A 21,462-nucleotide genomic window follows, 5' to 3' on the forward strand; every position below is an offset into this window, starting at 1 on the left:
TGAGATCAGAGTAGATCCTGCAGAAAAGGAATGAGCGGCTCATCCGCGGGCGGCATGGGATAGTCGCGAAGATTGGCCGGACGCACCCATTTAATGGCCTGTCCTTCTTTCCCAACGGGAATTCCTTCAAACCGCCGGCACACATAGAGCGGCATCAGCAAGTGGAAATCCTCGTATGTGTGGCTGGCAAAGGTCAGCGGCGCCAGGCACGGCACCTTGGTGGCAATACCGAGTTCCTCGTGAAGTTCGCGCACGAGCGTTTCCTCCGGGGTCTCGCCGGGCTCCACCTTGCCGCCAGGAAACTCCCAGAGACCCGCAAGGTTCTTTCCTTCCGGCCTTTGCGCCAGAAGGATGCGGCCGTCTGTGTCCACAAGGGCGCAGGCAGCAACCAGGAGCAGACGGCGACCTGGAGAGCTCATACAGTCGAATCCTTCTGTCGCCAGTAACGGTAATGATAGGCATTACGGAAGCCGAACTTGCGATACAACGCGATGGCTGCAGCATTGTCGGCATGAACCTGCAGCCAACTGCTTCTTGCGCCACTGATTCGTGCCCATCGAAGCGCAGCGGACAGCATTTCGGTACCGATCCCCTGACGACGGCGCCCTTCGAGCACGGCAAAGGAGAGGATACCCGCAAGATCATTGTCCTGCACGCAAAGTGCCGCCGCAAGCGGGCCATCCGTTGCATGCTCGGAGGTGAAGAACCCCGTCGCAGGACGGATCGCGGTCAGGATCTCGGCGAGCGCAGGCTTCAGAGAGAGATCATCCCCCTGAACGGCAAGAAGTACGTCGATGAAGCGGCCCACATCATGGCTCGGAATATGGTCGAGCGTATCCGGCAGCTCCAGAACAGTCAGGTCAGCCGTCATCACCTGAACGGTCTCGAATGGCTCCCAGCCGGATTGCGCCAACCGTCCAAGCAGAGGCTGGGGTGCCAATGGCGTTTCACGAACCACAAGCGGGCGACCGTAATGCTCGAAGCGCTTCCGGGCCTTTTCGATCCGCACTTCGGCATCATGATAGTCCGACGGGTCGAGCGGCACGACACAGTTGAGCCGTTTGGAGGGATGTCCGCCCGTCAGACGCACCTGCCAGCTGCCATCATAGACCACGGAGGCCGCTGGCCAGGCCCGGAAGCCCACAGCTTCCAGACGGCGCACGAGCGGCAGGTTGCCGTGGAAGGATGTCGCCTGCATCAATCGATCAGCTCCGGTAATCGCCATTGATCGCGACATATTCCTTGGTCAGGTCGCAGGTCCAGACCGTCGCCGTACCATTCCCGAGACCGATATCGGCGCGGATCGAGATGTCTTCCTGCTGCATGACGGCAGTCGTCGCGGCTTCGGAATAGTCCGGATCGCGCTCACCGTTGACAGCTACCCGGATATCGCCGAACCAGATCGCCAGCCGATCACGGTCCGCCATTTCTCCGGACTTGCCGACAGCCATTACAACGCGGCCCCAATTGGCGTCCTCACCGGCAACCGCGGTCTTGACCAGAGGAGAGTTGGCGATGGATAGGGCGATACGCTTTGCAGCTGCATCACTCTCGGCACCGGTCACCGTGACGGCCACCATCTTGCGGGCGCCTTCACCATCGCGCACGACCTGAAGTGCCAGATCCTTGAGGAGGTCGTTCAGCGCATCGCGGAAGGAAACGAGGCGCGGATCATCCGCCTTCTCGACCTTTTTCTGGCCGTCTTCACCCGCCTTGCCTGTTGCAAACAGAAGAAGCGTATCGGATGTGGAGGTGTCGCTGTCGACGGTCACGGAATTGAATGTGGGGCCAACGCCCTCGGACAAGAGCGCCTGAAGGGCGGCGGGCGCGATGTCCGCGTCGGTCACGACGAAGGACAGCATCGTGGCCATGTCCGGCGCAATCATTCCGGCGCCCTTGGCAATACCGTTGATCACGACTGGAACGCCGTCGATTTCGGCGGTACGCGTGGCAACCTTCGGATAGGTATCGGTGGTCATGATGGCTTTGGCCGCTTCCAGCCAGAAGTCACCGACCGCAGATCCATGCATGTCACCCAGTACACCAGCGAATTTCGTGGCATCCAGAGGTTCGCCGATAACGCCGGTCGAAGCCAGGTAGACCTCGTTCGTCTGGCAACCCACCGCCTTTGAGGCTGAGTCTGCCGTCAGCTCGGTCGCGGCCTTGCCCTTCACGCCCGTGAAGGCATTGGCATTGCCGGAATTGACGACGACTGCGCGCGCTACGCCATGGGGCAGGTTCGTGCGGCAGAAATCAACCGGAGCGGACGGGCATTTCGACCGGGTAAACACACCCGCAACAGAAGCGGGCTCATCGAATACCATCAGCAGAACATCGGTCCTGTTCTTGTACTTGATACCAGCGGCGGCTGTTGCCATCCGCACGCCGCGCACAGTCGGCATCTCTGGATAGGTTTTGGGAGCGAGGGGAGAAACAGCTGACGACATGGCTCAGTTTCCAGACAAGGATTGGCTTCCGGACAAGAAAAGGCCCGCCAAAGCGGGCCGGTGCAGGCTTGTTAAGAGCTATTACTCGCTCTTGGTCAGTTCGTCATAGCCCTTGCGCAGATTTTCGTCCACGATTTCCACCTTCTGGGCCTTCTTGGCCTCATCGATGATGGACGAATACTTTTCCTGCATCACGATCTGGCGAACCTGCGGCTCGACCTGGTCGAAAGCTGGCGGCTGGGCATTGCGCTTATCCTCGACCTTGATGACGTGATAGCCGAACTGCGACTTCACCGGGGTCTTGGTGTAGCTTCCCTTTGGAAGCGAGAAGGCTGCCTCTTCGAATTCAGGAACCATGCGGCCCTTGGTGAAGTAGCCAAGATCGCCACCGTCGGACTTGCTGGAATCTTCCGACTTCGCCTTGGCCAGTTCGATGAAGTCCTTGCCGGCATCAAGCTGCTTGATGATGTCCTTGGCTTCGTCTTCGGTCTTCACCAGGATATGACGTGCGTGAACTTCTTCTTCCTTCGGCATCGCTGCGATTTCCTTGTCGTAGCGTGCCTTGACCTCTTCCGGCTTCAGCTTGTCGAACTGATCGCGCAGATAGGCATTGTGCAGTTCGCGTTCCTTGAGGAACACCATGCGTTGCTTGAAATCATCGCTGTTCTGGATTCCGGCATCTTCAGCCTTCTTGGCCACCAGCTTGATATCGATGACCTGCGAAAGCGCCGCGACGGTCTTCTGTTCGTCCGGCAGCTGCTGATACTGCGCGCTCAGATTTGCGATTGCCGTATCGAGGTCGGACTTGCGAATTTCCACCGAACCCACTTTCGCAACGACAGGGTTGTCCTGCGCAGCGAGAGGCGAGTGGAACGTGAACGCTGCGGCCAGGGTCGCCGCTGCGACGAATTTGGAGCGAAACATAAGGTAGGACCTTTCAAGTAAAGCACCGGTTTCAGTCTGCCCGATTCCGGCCATGGCACCTTCAGAAACACCGGATTGTGGCCATTCTGTATCGGCCAGAACCGTTGACATCATTCAACCCCCCTCTTATCTGTCACGCTACTTCGCGTCTAGAACAGTTTCCGGGCGGGTACTGTAATTTGTCTGTGAAAATTTCATCGACTGAAGCAGTAACCAGGAGCGCTCGGCAGCCTGATGCCAAATCGATTCAGAAAGGACCATGTGCATGGTCAGCCTTGGTGCGATTGCACGCAAATTTTTCGGCTCCGCCAACGATCGCCGCGTGCGCGGCTATCGTTCGAGCGTGGAAGCCATCAGCGCCCTTGAAGAGAAGATGAAGGCGCTGACCGACGAGCAGCTTGCAGCAAAGTCGGTTGAATTCCGGCAGGAGCTGGCAAACGGCAAGACGGTCGAAGACATTCTTGTCCCCGCTTTCGCTGTGGTTCGCGAAGCAGCGCGCCGTGTGCTCGGCATGCGACCCTTCGATGTACAGTTGACCGGCGGCATGATCCTGAACCAGGGCGCAATCGCAGAAATGAAGACCGGCGAAGGCAAGACGCTTGTCGCGACGCTTCCGGTCTATCTTAATGCGCTGACAGGGCGTGGTGTCCACGTCGTGACCGTCAACGACTATCTCGCCAGCCGCGACGCAGGCATCATGAGCCGCCTCTACGGCTTCCTGGGATTGACGACGGGCGTTATCGTCCACGGTCTCGATGACGACCAGCGCCGCGCGGCCTACGCCTGCGACATTACCTACGCGACGAACAACGAACTCGGTTTCGATTATCTGCGCGACAACATGAAGTATGATCGCGGCCAGATGGTTCAGCGCGGCCACTACTTCGCGATCGTCGACGAAGTGGACTCGATCCTCGTCGATGAAGCGCGCACGCCGCTCATCATTTCCGGTCCGCTGGACGACCGCTCCGAACTCTACAACACGATCGACAGCTTCATCCCGGCCCTGACACCGGAAGATTACGAGATCGACGAAAAGCAGCGCTCCGCCAATTTCTCCGAAGTCGGCACGGAAAAACTCGAGAACCTGCTGCGTCAGGCGGGCCTTCTGAAGGGCGAGTCGCTCTACGACGTCGAGAACGTTGCGATCGTTCACCACATCAACAATGCGCTGAAGGCACACAAGCTCTTCCAGCGCGACAAGGATTACATCGTCCGCAACGACGAGATCGTCATCATCGACGAATTCACCGGCCGCATGATGCCGGGTCGCCGTTATTCCGAAGGCCAGCACCAGGCGCTCGAAGCCAAGGAAAAGGTGCAGATCCAGCCGGAAAACCAGACCCTGGCGTCCATTACCTTCCAGAACTATTTCCGGATGTACGAGAAGCTGGCCGGCATGACCGGTACGGCTGCAACGGAAGCGGAAGAGTTTTCCAACATCTATGGTCTGGATGTCGTGGAAGTTCCGACCAACCTCCCGATCCAGCGTATCGATGAAAGCGACGAGGTCTACCGGACCGCGGAAGAGAAGTTCAAGGCCATCATCGAAGAGATCAAGGCTGCCCATGAAAAGGGCCAGCCGGTTCTGGTGGGTACGACCTCCATCGAAAAGTCGGAACTTCTGGCGGCCATGCTCAAGCAGGCGGGCTTCGAGAAGTTCAACGTCCTGAACGCCCGTTATCACGAGCAGGAAGCCTACATCGTCAGTCAGGCTGGCGTTCCCGGCGCTGTCACGATCGCCACCAACATGGCCGGTCGCGGTACCGACATCCAGCTTGGCGGCAATATCGACATGCGCCTCGAGCGCGAACTGGACGGCATGGAGCCGGGTCCGGAGCGCGACGCGAAGGAAGCGGCCATCCGCGCCGAGGTCAAGCAGTTGAAGGAAAAGGCACTCGCCGCAGGCGGGCTCTACGTCCTGGCAACCGAGCGCCATGAAAGCCGGCGTATCGACAACCAGCTGCGCGGCCGCTCCGGTCGTCAGGGTGACCCGGGTCGTTCGAAGTTCTATCTGTCGCTTCAGGATGACCTGATGCGCATTTTCGGCTCGGATCGCATGGACAGCATGCTTCAGAAGCTGGGGCTCAAGGACGGCGAAGCCATCGTCCATCCGTGGATCAACAAGGCTCTGGAGCGCGCGCAGAAGAAGGTCGAAGCCCGCAACTTCGATATTCGCAAGAACTTGCTGAAGTATGATGACGTGACGAATGATCAGCGCAAGGTGATCTTCGAACAGCGTATCGAACTGATGGACGCGACGGACCTCACGGAAACCGTCACCGACATGCGTCATGAAGTGATCGAGATCCTGGTCACCAAGCATATTCCAGAGCGGGCATACGCCGAGCAGTGGGATGCGGTTGGCTTGAAGGAAGCGGTTCTGCAACAGCTGAACCTCGATCTGCCTATCCAAGACTGGGTGCTGGAAGAAGGCATCGCGGAAGACGATATCCGCGAACGCATCACAGCGGCTGCAGACGCTGCGGCCAAGGATCGTGCCGAGCGTTTCGGCGCCGAAATCATGACCTATGTCGAGCGGTCCGTTCTGCTCCAGACGCTCGATCATCTGTGGCGCGAGCATATCGTCAATCTGGACCATCTGCGGTCTGTCGTCGGCTTCCGAGGCTACGCCCAGCGTGACCCCTTGCAGGAATACAAGGCGGAAGCCTTCGAACTCTTCCAGGCGCTCCTGGCGAACCTGCGCGAGGGTGTAACGGCGCAGCTGATGCGTGTTGAACTGATGCGTGACGAACCGGAGGCACCTCAGCCACCGCCGGTCATGCAGGTTCATCATCTCGACGCGACGACCGGTGAGGACGAGTTTGGCCAGAACGGCGGCGGCTTCATGGCTGTGGCTGCTCCGGAAGACCGTGACCCCAATGACCCGCAGACCTGGGGACGCGTTGGTCGCAACGAACCCTGCCCTTGCGGTTCCGGCAAGAAATACAAGCATTGCCATGGCGCGTTCGAGCAGGCCTGATACGCAAAACTAAATCGAATGAGCAATATCTGAAAGGCTCCGGTTTCCGGGGCCTTTTTGCATGGCACGGCCTGAAGTAACGTCTGCAAGGGTGATGCACACGAAAGATGTGCCACGATCAGTGTGTTTTTACGAAACAGGATCACGCTTCCTTAACCGTGCACGGCGCAGAATTGGCATATATAATTGCTGCGCCAAGAGTATTGCGTTTTTCATGACAGTGATCGAAACAGCAGAGCGGCTTTTGCCGCTTGGCCTGAAGAACCGGCTGACGCCTTTGCTGCGTCGGCTGGAACCGATCCTGCGTGACGATAGTGAAACGGCGCGCGCCCAGCGTATGGCCCTGATTGCCTTTGCCATCCGCATCATCAGCGCAGCGATCGCCTTCCTCTCCCAGATCATTCTGGCCCGCCTGATGGGCGAATTCGAATACGGCATCTTTGCCTTCGTCTGGGTTCTGGTTGTCGTCTTCGGCAATCTGTCCTGCCTCGGCTTTCATACGGCCGTCATCCGCTTCCTGCCACAGCATCAGAACCGCGGCGAAAGCGAACTGGTGCGCGGCCTGAACTGGACGGCACGCATCGTCGCCATGCTTTCGGCCACGACGCTTGCCGTATCCGGCCTCGTATTCATGACAGTCTTCGACAGTCTCGTACCGGATTACTGGTTGATACCGGTCTTCCTGGGTCTGTTCACGCTGCCGATGATCGCGCTGGGTGACGTGCTGGACGGAACGGCCCGCGCGAACGGCTGGGCCGTCACCGCACTCAGCCCCACCTATATCATCCGTCCATTGCTGATCCTGTTTCTCATGCTTGTGGCCGTGTGGAGCGGTCAGCCGCAGTCCGCTCGAACGGCGATGGAGGCCGCCCTTGCTGCGACCTACATCACCACATTGTTCCAGTTCATCCGGATGACCTACCGTCTGCGTCGCCAGCTCGGCAGGGGCGCACTTTCGTTTGCGCTGATGCCTTGGTTTCGCTTCTCGCTGCCATTGTTCCTCGTCGATGGCATCGGCTTCCTGTTGACCAATGCGGATGTCGTCGTCGTCGGCTTCTTCCTGCCGCCGGATCAGGTCGCCGTCTATTACGCCGCCGCAAAGACCATCGCCCTTGTTCAGTTTGTCTACTTCTCCGTCAAGGCAGCGGCAGCACCGCGCTTTGCCGGCATACTTGCAGAACACGATCAATCATCGCTGGCGCAATTTGCAGCACAGGCAGCCCGCTGGTCCTTCTGGCCGGCTCTGGTGGTCGGCCTTTCCGTTCTGGCGATGGGAGAAATCCTTCTCGGCCTTTTCGGTCCCGCCTTCACCAGCGGCTACCCACTGATGGTCATCTTGTTGGCTGGCATCCTTGCCAAGGCACTCGTCGGCCCGGGCGAAGTTCTCCTGAACATGGCTGGACGCCAGTCTCTCTGCGTTGCCATCTATGCCGTGGTGCTCGCTTTCGCGGTGACGGTAAACATCATTATCGTTCCGCGTTTCGGCCTCTACGGTGCTGCCTCGGCGACTGCAAGCGCCATGATGCTGGAGGCAGTCCTCCTCCATATAGCTGTGCGCAAAAAGCTCGGGATCATCCTGTTCGCCTTCGCCCGCGCGGTGAGAAACCCAATTACGGAAGGAGCATCCCATGGTTGAGCTTCCGCCCCGCGGTCCTTTTCGTCTTGATCTGGACGTCACGCCTCAAAAGCCGAAGCTGTCCATTCCCGAAGCTCCGATCAAGGCATCGGTCGGCAGACCGGGACGGACCTTGTCCATCTATCCGGCATCGATGGGCTATGATCTGCAGGAGGAGTTGGATTTCCTGTCAAACCGCGCCATGGAGCCGAATGTCTTCTTTACGGGACGCATGCTGGCGCCCGCCATGCCGCGCGTGGAGGATCGTCAGGTCCAGTTCGCCCTGATCCGCGATGACAACAACAATCGCAGCCGCATGCGGCTGCTGATGCCCTTCTCGCAGGAGAAGCCAGGCTTTTCGCTGGGTGCTTCCATTATCCGGGCATGGGCGAACCCGTTCGGTCCATTGGGAACACCTTTGCTCGATGCAGAGGATGCGGCTGAAACCCTCGACAATCTGCTCGATGCACTGAGCCAGAAGCAGTTGCGCCTGCCTGACGTCCTCGTCCTTCCAGACCTGCGGCTCAATGGTCGCTTCGCGCAGTTGATGCGCGCGGTCGCGGTAGCGCGAAATCTGCCGGTCAGCATCACCAACACGTTCCAGCGCCCTTTCCTGCAGAGCACGGAAGATCCAGAACTCTATCTGCGCCGAGCAATCTCATCCCACCATCTGCGGGAAATGCGCCGACAGTGGCGGCATCTGGAGCGGTTGGGAACCGTGACCTATGACGTTGCCCGTCAGCCCGACGACATCCGCCGGCGAACGGAGGAGTTTCTGGCGCTGGAAGGCAAGGGCTGGAAGGGTCGCAAACGTTCGGCCCTGATCAATGACCGTTTCCGCGCAGCCTTCGCCCGGGAGGCGATCGGTAACCTGTCGGACATCGACGCTGTGCGTATTCACACGGTCAACCTGAACGGCCGCGCGATTGCCTCGCTCGTCGTCTTTGTCATGGCTGGAGAAGCCTATACTTGGAAGACTGCCTATGATGAGAACTTTGCCGCTTACTCGCCGGGCAAACTTCTCATGATGAAATTGACCGAATGGCATCTGGACGACCTCAACATCCAGCGTAGCGATTCCTGTGCCGTACCGGATCATCCCATCATGAGCCGCTTCTGGACGGAGCGGGAAGAGATGGGAAGTCTGGTAATCGGCCTGAGGGAAAACAGCGACCGCGATGTGCGCCAGGTCGCCGCACAACTTCATCTCTATCGAAACACGCGAAACATGGCGCGAATCCTGCGCGAGAAAATCCTCGGACTTGCCGGTCGGGACGGGTAGGAAAAGCTATCGCCAACGACACATGATCCACCCGTCACTCGGCGAGCCAGAGTCTCAAAATCATTGAAAAACGAAAACAAAGACCTTCAACTGGTTCGATGGTGCCCCGTGCCGGAATCGAACCAGCACTCCTCTCGGAACCTGATTTTGAGTCAGGCGCGTCTACCAATTCCGCCAACGGGGCATCGAAACAGGTGATTTGCGTCTAGCATAGCCAAAAGGCACGGCGCAAGCCGTTGCCAGAATGTTTCCGTCTTGATTTGCGAGAAAGTCACTCACGATCTTTTGCCGTCTTTCGGATGTCCCTGCGGCACCAGAAACATTTACAGCGGCTCTCGACTTGCCTATCAGAACCTCAGCCTTTCCATCCGGAGCTTTTCCATGTCCGCCACCCAATCTCCAGATCTTCGCCGCAGCCTGATGGGCCACTCCCTTGCCCTGGCTATCGGCATGGCGGCAACGGTTGGCACCGCGCTTGGCTTCCAGCACCTTGGCGGATACATTCCCTGCGCGCTCTGCCTGCTGCAGCGCGAACCCTACTACTGGGCCATTCCAGTCGCGCTCGGAGCGCTTGCCACCGCTGTATTTCGCCTTCCTGCCAATGTAACGCGAGGCCTCCTGGGTATTGTCGTGATCATGATGCTGGTGGGTGCGGGCATGGGTATCTATCACTCAGGCGTCGAGTGGGGCTTCTGGGCGGGACCGGCAACCTGCTCCACCACCGCCAACGGGCTAACCACCAATGCCGGAAATCTGTTGAGTGACCTGAACTCGGTTCATGGCCCCTCCTGCACGGAAGCAGCCCTGCGCGTTCTGGGTCTTTCTTTTGCAGGCTGGAATGTCATAGCAAGCATTGCGCTTGCAGCGATCGGCATCCGCGCCATCGTGAAAAAGGCCTAATCCAGGTCAGCCGACGTTACGGCTGAAGCTCGGAATCCCAGTAGAGGTAATCCATCCAGCTTTCGTGCAGGTAGTTTGGCGGGAAAAGTCGCCCGTTATTGTGGAGATCCTGCACGGTGGGGGGATAGGGCTTCTGGGCCGGGAACATGCCTGCCTGCTTTGGAAGTTTGCTACCCTTGCGCAAGTTGCAGGGTGAGCAGGCGGCCACGACATTTTCCCAGGTTGTTTCCCCGCCATGGGCCCGGGGTATCACGTGATCGAAAGTAAGGTCTTCGCGCGAGCCACAGTATTGGCATTCGAATTTGTCGCGAAGGAAGACGTTGAAGCGGGTAAAGGCCGGATTTCGTGTTGGCTGAATGTAGGTCTTGAGACTGACGACACTCGGTAATCGCATCGAGAAGGTGGGAGAGGAAACCGAGTGGTCGTATTCGGCTATGATATTCACACGGTCAAGGAAGACTGCCTTGATCGCGTCCTGCCAGGACCAGAGCGACAAGGGGTAATAACTCAGAGGCCGGTAGTCAGCGTTCAATACGAGCGCCGGCAGGGCCTGCGGGGAGACTGCTATCGTCAACGAACGCTCCTCACCGATTCGGCTTATGTCTATTCTATATTAGGTCCGTTGTTACAGGAATGTGAAGCCCTTTTGATGTCGCAGGGTCAGATTCGCGAATCAGTTGATAGGGATAGCGTTTCGGCCCATACACGTCGCGTAATAGGCCCAGAACAGCAGTGCCGCGACGGCGCGATAGGGTTTCCACCGGGTGGCAATGCTCTCCACCTCTGCGATAGATGGTCGCACCTCGTGGCCCAGAGCATTGCCAAGTGCATGGCCGACGGCTGCACGCAGCGCCACGTCACCCGCCGGAAACACATCGCGCTCGCCCAGACAGAACATCAGATAGACCTCTGCCGTCCACCGCCCAATGCCCTTCAGCGCCGTCAGCTTACCGATCGCCTCGGCCGCTGAAAGCCCGGTCAGGCCATCGAGGTCGAGATCTCCATTGATGATTGCCCGCGCTGCACCTTCAAGCGTCGAGGCTTTCGCACGCGAAAGCCCGAAGCTCGCCACGAGTTCAGGCGAGCAGGCAAGATAGCCTGTGGCCGAATGCGCGCCCTTGTCCACCATGCGCGCCCAGATCGCATTGGCGGCGGTTTTTGAAATCATCTGCGAAACGATGATGTATGCCAATCCCTCAAAGCCGGGTTCATGCAGCCGAAGCGGCACCGGACCAGCCGCGGCAATAACGGGCGCCAGAAGGGGATCGATCTCCACAAGACGGGCAAGACCCTCGTCGATGTCGGCTTCGTTTCGTATCAAATTCATCGTCAGTCTCATCGTTTTCTGTCACAAGGAAGCATGTCTGCGCCTGATCGTCATTCCGTTTTTCGTTTTGCACCTAGCCCGAATGGCCCGCTGCATCTGGGCCATGCCCTCTCGGCATTGCTGAACCGGCAGATCGCGCAATCCTGCGGCGGACGCGTTTTGTTGCGTATCGAAGATATCGACCAGACCCGCTGCCGACCGGAGCTTGAGCAAGCCATTTACGATGATCTTCGGTGGATCGGCTTCGAATGGGAAGAGCCGGTACGGCGCCAGACCGAACACATAGCCTCCTACGAAGCCGCTCTGCGAAAGCTGGAGGATCGTGGCCTTATCTATCCTGCCTTCATGACGCGCGGGGAGGTCAAGGCTCGCGTTGCGGCGGCAGAAGCGCGAGGTGAAGTCTGGCCGCGAGACCCGGATGGCGCACCGCACTACCCGGCGGACGACAGAGCCCGAAGCGCGTCCGAACGCGCCGATCTGATGAAGCGCCATCCCCGCTTTGCCTACCGGCTGGATATGGCGCGGGCGCTGAACGAGTTCTTGGCGCCGCTTGTCTGGCAGGAAACAGGCGATGGCCAGACCGGCACCATCCCGGCCGATCCATCGCAGTGGGGGGATGTTATCCTGTCACGCTCGGATGCGCCCTCCAGCTACCACCTTTCCGTGGTGGTCGACGATGCGGCGCAGGGCGTGACCCATGTCGTTCGAGGCCTGGATCTGTACCATGCCACATCCGTGCACCGACTGCTGCAGGAATTGCTCGGTCTGCCGCAGCCGGTCTATCATCACCACAGGCTTGTACTTGGGGAGGATGGCCGAAAGCTTTCCAAAAGTGCACAGGCAACCGGCCTTGGCAGCCTACGCCAGGCGGGGTTTTCACCGGCGGATATCCGCCGTCTTGTGGGCTTCGTCGAACCGGGGCTCGTTCAAGTCTGAAGCAATGACCTTCTGATAGTCCCGGGCGTGTTTCAGCGTCGAGTAGACGCGGTACTTCATCAGGGCTGCATTCACTTCAGCACCCAGCATGAAGATGACGCCGACCATATAGAGGAAAACGAGAACGATCATCACGGAGGCGAGACCGGCATAGGTCGCCGCATAATTGGCGAATGTCGAGAGATAGGACGCGAACACGAAGGCGAACCCGGTCCAGCACATCAGTGTCAGCAGGATACCGGGCAGAATGTCGATCACCCGGCGGCTGCCGGCGGGCAGAAACTTGTGACACACGATCAAGCCGAGGAAGAGCACGATGACCGTACCGAGCACGCCAAAATTCGAGATGGCCGCTAGCTCGTCCTGAAGCCACGGAAACCGCGTTCCTGCCACGCGTATGGCAATCGGTATCGCGACGAGTACGATGCTGATCGCGGCGAAGATGACGACGGCCACGATCACATAGCCAAGGCTGGTCAGACGCGTCACATACCAGGGTCGGCTTTCCGCAACCCGGTAGGCACGGTTCAGGGAGATCCGCAGCGCCTCGACACCGTTAGAGGCGAAATAGGCGGCGGCAAGAACGGAGATCGTCAGCAAACCGCCGCGCGGAATGTCGAGCACGCGTTTGATTTCCGCCGCCAGCGGCTCGGCAATATCGGACGGCCAGGTATCGAACAGCAGATGAACAGCGGTTACGGAGAACGTATTCGCGCCCAGAAATCCGGCAAGCGCCGTGCCGAAAATCAGGAATGGAAACAGCGCAAGCAAACCCGACAGGGCCACATGGCTTGCCATGGCCCATCCGTCATCGTCGTTGAAATGGCAATAGGCATCATAGAACACCTTGAAGGCAAGGCGATGCCACCGGATCTTCGCCGTTTCTTCTGCCAAGGGGAACTCCGTTGTCACTGCAGGCAAAATATGGGAAACGCGAAGGAAAATGTAAGGGAGAAACGATGCCGGAGCGCAAAAGCATCATCATTACCGGATGTTCTTCCGGCATTGGCGCCTTTTGCGCCCGCGCCCTGAAACAGGAAGGTTGGCGGGTTTTCGCCACCGTCAGAAATCCTGGCCACCTTGCCGCCCTCGAAGCGGATGGCATCGAGGCATTGCTCATGGATTACACGGACCCGAAATCCATTTCTGCGATGGTGGCAGAGGTCGTGCGCCGAACCGGCGGCACCATTGATGCACTCTTCAACAACGGCGCCTATGGCCAGCCCGGCGCCGTAGAGGACCTGACAACAGATGTGCTGCGGCTGCAGTTTGAAACCAATGTCTTCGGCTGGCATGAACTGACACGGCAGGTCATTCCCTATATGCGAGCGCAAGGGTTTGGCCGCATCGTTCAGTGTTCATCAATCCTCGGCCTTGTCCCTTTTCGGTATCGTGGAGCCTATAACGCCTCGAAGCACGCCATCGAGGGCTTGAGCGTCACATTGCGCATGGAACTGGATGGGAGTGGCATCTTCGTGAGCCTTATCGAGCCGGGACCAATCGAGTCGCGCTTCACCGCCAATGCGCTTGCCGCCGTTCAGGCCCACATCGACGTGGAAAATTCCGCTCACGCGGAGGAATACAAGCGCCAGCTTGCGCGGCTGGATGGGTCTGGCCCGGTGAACAAGCACAAGCTGGGCCCGGATGCCGTGCATGAGGTGCTGCGGCATGCCTTGACCGCCCCTCGTCCAAAGCCACATTACATCGTAACGAAGCCTGCGAAGAAGGGCGTTCTGGCCAAGCGCCTGCTGCCTGCAGATCTGCTGTACCGGCTTCTTCGTAGGATGGACTGACAAAGGCAATTCCAGGCAAGACCTTAAACCGGTCTTGCTCCCGCGATTGCCCGAAGACGAACGAGAAATCCGGATCGATGACGCGCCCCAGATCTGACGGGCGCGTTTCACCAGCGACACCTTTCAGGGGGAAGGCTTTAGTACCATGTCGAGTTTCACCACCGTTCTGGCTCTGATCGTCATGGGCCTCGTGGTCCTTGTTCTGATCAAGGGCCTGATGAATATGGTCAAGGGGCAGGACGTAAATCGTTCGAACAAGCTCATGCAGATGCGCGTCATGCTGCAGGCTGTTGCCATCATCCTTATCATGCTGACCCTGTGGCTGACGGGTGGGGGGCGCTGATCATGGTGAAGTTGAACAAGATCTACACCCGCACCGGCGACGATGGAACGACAGGACTGGTGACCGGCCCGCGGCGATTGAAGCATGACCTTCGCGTCGATGCCTATGGCACGGTCGATGAAACCAATTCGCTGATCGGCGTCGCGCGACTGCATACGGGCGCCCATGCCGATCTCGATGCCATGCTCTTTCGCATCCAGAACGATCTTTTCGATCTCGGAGCAGATCTCGCCACCCCGGACACCGGAGAAAAGGTCGAGTGGGAACCGCTGCGCATCGTGCAGTCGCAGGTGGATCGCATCGAGGCAGAGATCGACCAGCTGAATGCAGCGCTTGATCCACTCACCTCCTTTGTCCTGCCTGGCGGTTCCGCTGCTGCCGCCCATCTGCATGTGGCACGCACCGTATCGCGCCGTGCGGAACGGTTGATGGTGGAGCTCTCGAAGGCCGACGGTGAAATTGTCAGCCCGGCTGCACTCAAATATGTGAACCGGCTTTCCGACTTCCTTTTTGTCGCGGCAAGGTACGTCAACGAGGGCGGAAAGGCCGACATTCTCTGGGTGCCAGGCAAGAACCGCTGAGCCCCGAAAACATTGCCGAGCCAATCCTCGATGTCGCTCTTGGAATGGGGGCATGACAATTCCACATCTATGAAAGGCCGAAAACTCTTTGTGTTCGGTGCAAAAATGCGTATCCATGTCGCCCATTGACAATCAGCGGTTCGGGAGAGGCCGCATTTTCCCCATCAGTCGAATTGAGGAAGGAAGTCATGAAGATCCTGGTGCCTGTAAAGCGGGTAGTTGATTACAACGTGAAGATCCGTGTGAAGGCGGATGGTACGGGCGTCGAGCTTGCAAACGTCAAGATGTCGATGAACCCGTTCGACGAAATCTCGGTGGAGGAAGCCCTGCGGCTCAAGGAAGCCGGCAAGGCAGAAGAGATCGTCATCGTTTCCATCGGTCCGGCCAAGGCGGAAGAAACCATCCGCACGGCACTCGCCATGGGCGCCGATCGCGGCATTCTGATCGAGACGGATGAAGCCGTGGAGCCGCTGGCCGTTGCCAAGCTTCTGAAGGGCGTGGTCGAAGCGGAAAATCCGGGTCTCGTCATTCTTGGAAAACAGGCCATCGATGACGATAGCAACCAGACCGGCCAGATGCTGGCAGCCCTCCTGAAATGGGGTCAGGCAACCTTTGCATCGAAGGTCGAGATCGGTGAAGGGTCTGCGAAAGTCACGCGCGAAGTCGATGGTGGCCTCCAGACGATCGACGTGAAGCTGCCCGCTATCGTCACGACGGACCTGCGCCTCAACGAGCCGCGCTATGCTTCTCTGCCAAACATCATGAAGGCCAAGAAGAAGCCGCTCGACAAGAAGTCCCCAGCCGATTTCGGTGTTGACCTCGCGCCGCGTCTCAAGGTTCTGAAAACCGAAGAGCCGGGTGGCCGCAAGGCGGGCATCAAGGTCAAGAGCGTGGCCGAACTGGTTGAAAAGCTCAAAACCGAAGCTGGCGTCCTCTAAGGATACGAAAGGGAGAAACGTAAAATGGCTATTCTTCTTCTCGCAGAACATGATGGCGCAAGCGTCTCTGACCAGACCGCCAAGGCACTGACTGCCGCTGCCAAGATCGGCGGCGATGTGCATGTGCTGGTGGCAGGCTCAGGCGCCAAGGGCGCGGCGGATGCTGCTGCGAAACTCTCCGGCGTATCGAAGGTGCTGCTCGCCGACGATGCCGCCTATGCAAACAACCTGGCGGAACCGCTCGCCGATCTCGTCGTATCGCTCTCCGGCTCCTACGATGTCATTGTCGCTGCAGCGACCGCATCGGCCAAGAACGTCATGCCGCGCGTGGCCGCCCTGCTGGACGTGATGCAGATTTCGGAAATCATCGAGGTCGTCTCAGCCGACACCTACAAGCGTCCGATCTATGCAGGCAACGCCATCCAGACGGTACAGTCGACAGACGCCAAGAAGGTGATCACCGTGCGCACGGCGGCATTCGCTGCAACGGCGGAAGGCGGCTCAGCCTCGGTGGAAGCCATTTCGGCAGCCGGCAATCCGGGTCTCTCCTCCTTCGTGGAAGATGCTCTGTCGTCGTCCGATCGCCCTGAACTGACCTCCGCCAAGATCATCGTGTCCGGTGGCCGCGCGCTTGGTTCGTCCGAGAAATTCCAGGAAGTCATCCTGCCGCTCGCAGACAAGCTGGGTGCAGCCGTTGGCGCGTCGCGGGCCGCCGTCGACGCGGGCTATGCCCCGAACGACTGGCAGGTTGGCCAGACCGGCAAGGTGGTTGCCCCCGATCTCTACATCGCCTGCGGCATTTCCGGTGCCATTCAGCATCTCGCAGGCATGAAGGACTCGAAGGTCATCGTCGCCATCAACAAGGACGAGGAAGCCCCGATCTTCCAGGTGGCTGACTACGGCCTCGTCGGCGATCTGTTCGAACTTCTGCCGGAGCTGCAGAAGTCGCTCTGATCCCAAGTCAACTGAAATAAAAATGCCGCGTCACTGACGCGGCATTTTTTATGCAGTCTTGCAGCTGTGAAAGGTTATGGCGCGCCCGTCTGTTGACGCAGTTCCGCAACGCGTTTGGCAGCGGTTGGCGGCAGCGGCAGGTCGGGATTACGCTCCACGGCATCCAGCAGCACCTCATCGCTGGCCTTTTCAAGCACGTCGATCAGATGTTCGAAAAAGGCATCCGGGTCCATGCCGGGCTGAATGGCAGGAAGAATACGAACCTTGAAATGGCCGGGATAGCGCATCGTGCTGCGGCGAGGCCAGAAAAGACCGGGCTGCATGGCAATCGGCACGACCGGCACCTGTACATCGCGGTAAATCCGCGCGATGCCATAGCGATAAGCGGGCTCTGCACCCGGTGGACGGCGCGTGCCTTCCGGATAGATGATCAACTGGCGGCCTTTGTCCATTTCAAGCTTGGTGCGCCGCATCACATCGACCATGACCTTGCCGCGGGCACCGCGATTGACAGCAATCATCCGCTGTTTTTTGAGATACCAGCCAAACAATGGAATCCAGGTCAGCTCCCTTTTCAGGATGTAGACCGGGTCGCTCATCCATGGCAGCAGGGCATAGGTATCCCAGAAGCTTTGATGCTTGGGCGCGAAAATGCAGCCAGTCTCGGGGATATTTTCAAGCCCCTCGATCTCGAAGGTCGTACCGACGATCTTTTCCATCAGCCAGTGGTTCGATCGTGCCCAGGCTCTAGGCACGGAATAGGCCTTCTTTCGCGGCAGCAGAAAATACACCGGTGTCAGCACGATCATGCGGACAATCAGGTTTGCATAGAACAGGACATTGAAGATTTGCGAACGCAGAGCAAGCATCAGGCGCTTCCGAATGGCAGAATGGCCCGTCCCTACACCATGAGCCGCCGAAGCGAAAGCAGATCCCATCAACCGCCGAGGATATTCAGACGACTCAACGCCGGGGCTGCGTGCTCTCGGTCTCGATTTGCTGCTCGGACCGCAACCCGTCACTCTGGCTGTAGCCAATCACGGCCCGCATGCTGGCCGCTGCCATCTTGGCATATTCGGCCAGCATCAGGCGCAGGGCGTCCGGTTCCGTGAACCAGGCCTTTCGAGAGAGATCGGCATTGATGACCGGATAGGGAATGAATTCCGTTCGATGGTCGCGCCGTCGCAGTTCCAGCAAGGTTCGAGGCATGTGATAGTTGTTCGTTACGACCAGGACGGACCGATAGTCATGGTCGCTGATCCAGCGGGTGATCTCGTTGGCATTACCGATGGTATCGAGTGCCTCGTAGCCGATATCCACGCAGCACCTGAACAGATCGGGCGAGGCCTGTGTCGCGCGACGGATTGATCCGGGAGAAGCAGCCGGATGCGCACCCGAGATCAACAATCTTTGCCCTGCCTTGTCCCGGAGCAGACCGACCGCCTGGTCAACCCGCTGGTATCCTCCGGTCAGCACCACGATGGCATCTGCTTTCACACCATCCGGCGCCTTCAGCGAGGTGACCGTATCGGCAAACCACAGGAACCCACCGAAGAGCAGCGCAATCACCAGAAGCAGAAAAATGCCGATATAGCGTAGCATACGCCGCAAGGGCCCATGTCGACGAAACCATCCGCGCTGCCCCGGTTGCGTTAACATATGTGGAATCCCGGTACTCTGCTTTGCTTCGTCACCTCTCATTTTCCGTAGATAGCCCGAGTTGATTGAGGAAAACAGAGGTAATCATCTCTCACGATGATGGTATGCCATCAGAACGACCCGGATCGGACCGGATCAGGTCAATTTCGTCGATCGTCCGCATCACCGTAAAGCGCGCCGTCAGCGTGGTCAAAAGCGCAATCACGATCATGGTTGCGACAATTCCCAGATATCCGAAAAAATCGATCGTAAAGGTTCCAAACAGCGCCGTTGCCTGGTCGCTCTGCGGCGTAGCCAGAGAATTGCTCTGCCAAAGGCTAGCTGAAGCAAACAGAAGCGCGGCAAGCGCGCCGCCGGCGGCCGATCCCTTCAGGCTGATTTTCAGGAAATGTTTCTGGAATTCGCTGGCCACGAAGCCGCTCTCGGCGCCCACGAAATGCAAGACTTCCACGATATGGCGATTGCCGGAAAGCGCTCCGCGCGTGGCAAAGATGACAGTCAGGATCATGGCCGTGAAAACCAGAATCAGAATGCTCATTCCGATCAGGACCGTCGTATGCGCCATGGAAACGAGCCGGTCCACCCAGGTGCGGTGATCGTCAAGAAAGGCCTGCGGCACCTCCGCCTTGAGCAGATCCCGCATTCCGGCGAAGTCAGGCGGGTTTGCCTCGTCGATGGTGATGATGACGAGGCGTGGGACCGGCAGTTCCTTCAGGTCAAGCCCTGCGCCCAGCCACGGCTCCAGCAGACGCGCGGTCGCCGCATCATCCATGATGGTGCCTTGCTTGGTCCCGACAAAGGTCAGTGCAAGGTCCCGCGCCTTCTTGAGCGCCGCATCCATGTCCAGCCCGTCCTGCGGTTTGATCTGGATCGTGATTTCACGCGAAATCTGGCTCTCCCAGCTCGAAGCGGTGGCTCGAACCATGCTGACCCCGCCGAACGTGAGGCAGGCGAGAAAGGACATGATGGCAATGACGACCATCAGCGCATTGCCCTGAATATTCGACGGCGGCAGGATCGGACCTGTTGGGCGAACCCGCATCTCCGTTCTGCGCCCGCCGGAACTCGAACTAATAGGCGTGGCCGTTTTCTTTTCCGGTTTTGAACCGGATTTCTTCAGCGCGTTTTTCAGGCGGTTCAGGTCATTCATAAATATCGAGCCGCCCTTCGGTCAAAATCATGCGCCGCGCATCCACCTGATCCATCAGCCCCAGATCATGGGTGGCGATCACCACGGCCGTGCCCAGCCGGTTCAGTTCCAGAAACAGGTTGAGCAAACGCCGTGCCATGGGTGGATCCACGTTGCCGGTCGGCTCGTCGGCAAGAAGGATCTCCGGTCGATCCATCAAGGCCCTGGCAATGGCCGCGCGCTGCTTCTCCCCGCCTGAGAGAACCGGAGGCAGCACGTTTATGCGTTCACCCAGCCCCACCCATTTCAGAAGTTCTATGACATCTGTCCGGTAACTCGCCTCATCCTTGCCCCGGACTCGAAGAGGCAGCGCAACGTTTTCATAGGTCGTCAGGTGATCCAGAAGGCGGAAATCCTGGAAAACAATGCCGACTCGCCGGCGCAACATGGGCAATTCAGCGCGTGGTATCTGCGACAGATCCCGGTCGAACATGCGAATCAGCCCGCGTGTCGGCTGCAGCGACATGAAGAGAAGCCGGAGCAGCGTCGTCTTGCCTGCCCCGGAAGGTCCCGTGAGAAACTGGAACGATCGCCGCGGAATATCGAAGGTCAGGTCCCGCAGGATTTCGGGTCCCATGCCATAGCGCAGGCCGACATTTTCGAAATGAATCAATGCGACATCCAGTGTGAGGGTGTTCGTGTTCGGGTGACGATGACTCGACCGTTCGTAAACGGCAAGGGTTGACGGATCCTTTCTCGTCGATGGCAAAGCCTGCCGTCGCCTGATCCGTTTGCAAAGCATTAACCATATAATTTTACGACTGTCAGGATGAGGTTTCAATGCCTGCGGTTCACAAGGCCGTGGATCGAGAGCACGGAGAAAGCCATGGATGCATTCCGCTCACGGCGTACGAAGTCCGAAAACAGCTACGATATCCTGCCTCCCGATTCGATGGGATCAAAGTCAGTCCGTCGTGCCTTGAGCCGCGGCATCGTGGAAGATGCCGAGTTTGTGACTGTGCGCGACAGCGCCAAACAAACATCGCGGGAACAGGAAACCCGTCGCACCCCCTCCGGCTTTCACAATGACAACGCAACCAGAGCGGAGACCGCCCGTCAAAAGCCCGCCAGACGCCCTCATGTTGTGGCTGAAAATCAGCCAGCTCTTTCCCCAAAGGCAAGCCTGATCGAGCGGATCGAGCAGAAACTGATGCAAATGTCGGCGGATTTCTTTTCCGCCGTCGTCGCCTTCATTTTCGTCATGGTCTTCGGCTTTTCCGGCGGCTTCTCGCTGATTTCGACAGACACTCCCAAGGCAGCACAAGGCCTGGACATCACGAATGTCTCGCTCGCCAATCACGATAGCGGCGGCATGCAGATCCTGCAGATTTACGGCATCATTGAAAATCGCGGAACGGTGAGCCGGAAGGTACAGCCTATGCGGGCCGACCTGATGGTGGGAGACAAGGTGGTCTTCACCACGGTCATCCAGCCTCCGGCCCCGGAAATTGGCCAGCACCAAAGCCGCGGCTTCACGGCCCGGATCCCCCATCCTGGTGGAAAAAACCCGCAATTGAAGCTTTCATTCATAGAACCGGGTGCCACAGCCTCCTGATTGTGCTATCCGGAGCCTTGAACGGAGCAGGAAAGG

General features: G+C 58.6%; 22 protein-coding genes and 1 tRNA gene. 11 read left to right on the forward strand and 12 right to left on the reverse strand.

Features of this window, described 5'->3' with window-relative positions:
- Positions 1–5: 5 nt before the first annotated feature.
- From mutT to ASD54_RS18350, 4 genes are all read right to left on the reverse strand, one after another.
- Positions 6–419 (reverse strand): 8-oxo-dGTP diphosphatase MutT, encoded by a 414-nt coding sequence (mutT, locus tag ASD54_RS18335; protein ID WP_062556010.1) that lies wholly within the window; start codon positions 417–419, stop codon positions 6–8.
- Positions 416–1,225, reverse strand: a complete 810-nt coding sequence (locus ASD54_RS18340) for a GNAT family N-acetyltransferase (protein ID WP_062556011.1) — start codon at positions 1,223–1,225, stop codon at positions 416–418. The genes mutT and ASD54_RS18340 overlap by 4 nt, the downstream gene beginning before the upstream one ends.
- Positions 1,206–2,447 (reverse strand): bifunctional glutamate N-acetyltransferase/amino-acid acetyltransferase ArgJ, encoded by a 1,242-nt coding sequence (argJ, locus tag ASD54_RS18345; protein ID WP_062556012.1) that lies wholly within the window; start codon positions 2,445–2,447, stop codon positions 1,206–1,208. The genes ASD54_RS18340 and argJ overlap by 20 nt, the downstream gene beginning before the upstream one ends.
- An 81-nt stretch (positions 2,448–2,528) precedes the next feature.
- Positions 2,529–3,371 carry a peptidylprolyl isomerase gene (locus tag ASD54_RS18350; protein ID WP_062556277.1) on the reverse strand — a complete coding sequence of 281 codons (843 nt, stop codon included), beginning with the start codon at positions 3,369–3,371 and terminating at the stop codon, positions 2,529–2,531.
- Between the two features lie 265 nt (positions 3,372–3,636).
- Here ASD54_RS18350 and secA point away from each other — a divergent pair, with 265 nt between their 5' ends.
- From secA to ASD54_RS18365, 3 genes are all read left to right on the forward strand, one after another.
- Positions 3,637–6,354 carry a preprotein translocase subunit SecA gene (secA, locus tag ASD54_RS18355; RefSeq protein ID WP_062556278.1) on the forward strand — a complete coding sequence of 906 codons (2,718 nt, stop codon included), beginning with the start codon at positions 3,637–3,639 and terminating at the stop codon, positions 6,352–6,354.
- Positions 6,355–6,568: 214 nt separating this feature from the next.
- Entirely contained in the window at positions 6,569–7,990 is a 1,422-nt protein-coding gene (locus ASD54_RS18360) for a lipopolysaccharide biosynthesis protein (protein ID WP_062556013.1), read from the forward strand.
- Positions 7,983–9,251: a GNAT family N-acetyltransferase gene (locus tag ASD54_RS18365; protein ID WP_082547276.1), complete on the forward strand. Its 1,269-nt coding sequence runs from the start codon at positions 7,983–7,985 to the stop codon at positions 9,249–9,251. Before ASD54_RS18360 ends, ASD54_RS18365 begins: the two co-directional genes overlap by 8 nt.
- Positions 9,252–9,350: 99 nt before the next feature.
- Here the strand turns inward: ASD54_RS18365 and ASD54_RS18370 are convergent.
- A tRNA-Leu gene (locus ASD54_RS18370) sits at positions 9,351–9,435 on the reverse strand.
- A 197-nt stretch (positions 9,436–9,632) separates the two neighbouring features.
- Between ASD54_RS18370 and ASD54_RS18375 the strand changes: the two genes are divergently transcribed.
- On the forward strand, positions 9,633–10,151 hold the full coding sequence (locus ASD54_RS18375; protein WP_062556014.1) for a disulfide bond formation protein B: 519 nt from the start codon (positions 9,633–9,635) through the stop codon (positions 10,149–10,151).
- A gap of 16 nt (positions 10,152–10,167) precedes the next feature.
- Here ASD54_RS18375 and ASD54_RS18380 read toward each other — a convergent pair whose 3' ends face one another.
- Positions 10,168–10,725, reverse strand: a complete 558-nt coding sequence (locus ASD54_RS18380) for an HNH endonuclease (RefSeq protein WP_062556015.1) — start codon at positions 10,723–10,725, stop codon at positions 10,168–10,170.
- Between the two features lie 99 nt (positions 10,726–10,824).
- A complete protein-coding gene (locus ASD54_RS18385) occupies positions 10,825–11,478 on the reverse strand; it encodes a DNA-3-methyladenine glycosylase (RefSeq protein WP_062556016.1) in 654 nt (217 codons plus the stop codon).
- 33 nt (positions 11,479–11,511) lie between these two features.
- Between ASD54_RS18385 and gluQRS the strand changes: the two genes are divergently transcribed.
- Positions 11,512–12,414 carry a tRNA glutamyl-Q(34) synthetase GluQRS gene (gene gluQRS / locus ASD54_RS18390; protein WP_062556017.1) on the forward strand — a complete coding sequence of 301 codons (903 nt, stop codon included), beginning with the start codon at positions 11,512–11,514 and terminating at the stop codon, positions 12,412–12,414.
- Here gluQRS and ASD54_RS18395 read toward each other — a convergent pair.
- On the reverse strand, positions 12,355–13,308 hold the full coding sequence (locus tag ASD54_RS18395) for a YihY/virulence factor BrkB family protein (protein ID WP_082547277.1): 954 nt from the start codon (positions 13,306–13,308) through the stop codon (positions 12,355–12,357). The genes gluQRS and ASD54_RS18395 overlap by 60 nt on opposite strands.
- 65 nt (positions 13,309–13,373) lie before the next feature.
- Between ASD54_RS18395 and ASD54_RS18400 the strand changes: the two genes are divergently transcribed.
- From ASD54_RS18400 to ASD54_RS18420, 5 genes are all read left to right on the forward strand, one after another.
- On the forward strand, positions 13,374–14,207 hold the full coding sequence (locus ASD54_RS18400) for an SDR family oxidoreductase (protein WP_062556018.1): 834 nt from the start codon (positions 13,374–13,376) through the stop codon (positions 14,205–14,207).
- Between the two features lie 145 nt (positions 14,208–14,352).
- Positions 14,353–14,550, forward strand: a complete 198-nt coding sequence (locus ASD54_RS18405) for a twin transmembrane helix small protein (RefSeq protein WP_062556019.1) — start codon at positions 14,353–14,355, stop codon at positions 14,548–14,550.
- A gap of 2 nt (positions 14,551–14,552) precedes the next feature.
- On the forward strand, positions 14,553–15,131 hold the full coding sequence (locus ASD54_RS18410; protein WP_062556020.1) for a cob(I)yrinic acid a,c-diamide adenosyltransferase: 579 nt from the start codon (positions 14,553–14,555) through the stop codon (positions 15,129–15,131).
- A gap of 188 nt (positions 15,132–15,319) precedes the next feature.
- The gene (locus ASD54_RS18415; protein ID WP_062556021.1) at positions 15,320–16,069 is read left to right on the forward strand and encodes an electron transfer flavoprotein subunit beta/FixA family protein; all 750 of its coding nucleotides are present in this window, start codon (positions 15,320–15,322) and stop codon (positions 16,067–16,069) included.
- 24 nt (positions 16,070–16,093) lie between these two features.
- A complete protein-coding gene (locus tag ASD54_RS18420; protein ID WP_062556022.1) occupies positions 16,094–17,023 on the forward strand; it encodes an electron transfer flavoprotein subunit alpha/FixB family protein in 930 nt (309 codons plus the stop codon).
- A 74-nt stretch (positions 17,024–17,097) separates the two neighbouring features.
- Here the strand turns inward: ASD54_RS18420 and ASD54_RS18425 are convergent, their stop codons facing one another.
- From ASD54_RS18425 to ftsE, 4 genes are all read right to left on the reverse strand, one after another.
- Positions 17,098–17,892, reverse strand: a complete 795-nt coding sequence (locus tag ASD54_RS18425) for a 1-acyl-sn-glycerol-3-phosphate acyltransferase (protein WP_062556280.1) — start codon at positions 17,890–17,892, stop codon at positions 17,098–17,100.
- 94 nt (positions 17,893–17,986) lie between these two features.
- Positions 17,987–18,682, reverse strand: a complete 696-nt coding sequence (locus ASD54_RS18430) for a YdcF family protein (RefSeq protein ID WP_156379292.1) — start codon at positions 18,680–18,682, stop codon at positions 17,987–17,989.
- A 91-nt stretch (positions 18,683–18,773) separates the two neighbouring features.
- Positions 18,774–19,724: an ABC transporter permease gene (locus ASD54_RS18435; RefSeq protein ID WP_156379304.1), complete on the reverse strand. Its 951-nt coding sequence runs from the start codon at positions 19,722–19,724 to the stop codon at positions 18,774–18,776.
- Between the two features lie 100 nt (positions 19,725–19,824).
- Entirely contained in the window at positions 19,825–20,484 is a 660-nt protein-coding gene (ftsE, locus tag ASD54_RS18440; RefSeq protein WP_062556281.1) for a cell division ATP-binding protein FtsE, read from the reverse strand.
- A 213-nt stretch (positions 20,485–20,697) separates the two neighbouring features.
- Here ftsE and ASD54_RS18445 point away from each other — a divergent pair, with 213 nt between their 5' ends.
- Positions 20,698–21,426 carry a hypothetical protein gene (locus ASD54_RS18445; protein ID WP_062556025.1) on the forward strand — a complete coding sequence of 243 codons (729 nt, stop codon included), beginning with the start codon at positions 20,698–20,700 and terminating at the stop codon, positions 21,424–21,426.
- The last annotated feature ends 36 nt before the right edge of the window (positions 21,427–21,462 follow it).

Origin of the sequence: Rhizobium sp. Root149 (assembly GCF_001427345.1) — a bacterium.
Taxonomy (GTDB): domain Bacteria; phylum Pseudomonadota; class Alphaproteobacteria; order Rhizobiales; family Rhizobiaceae; genus Neorhizobium; species Neorhizobium rhizoryzae.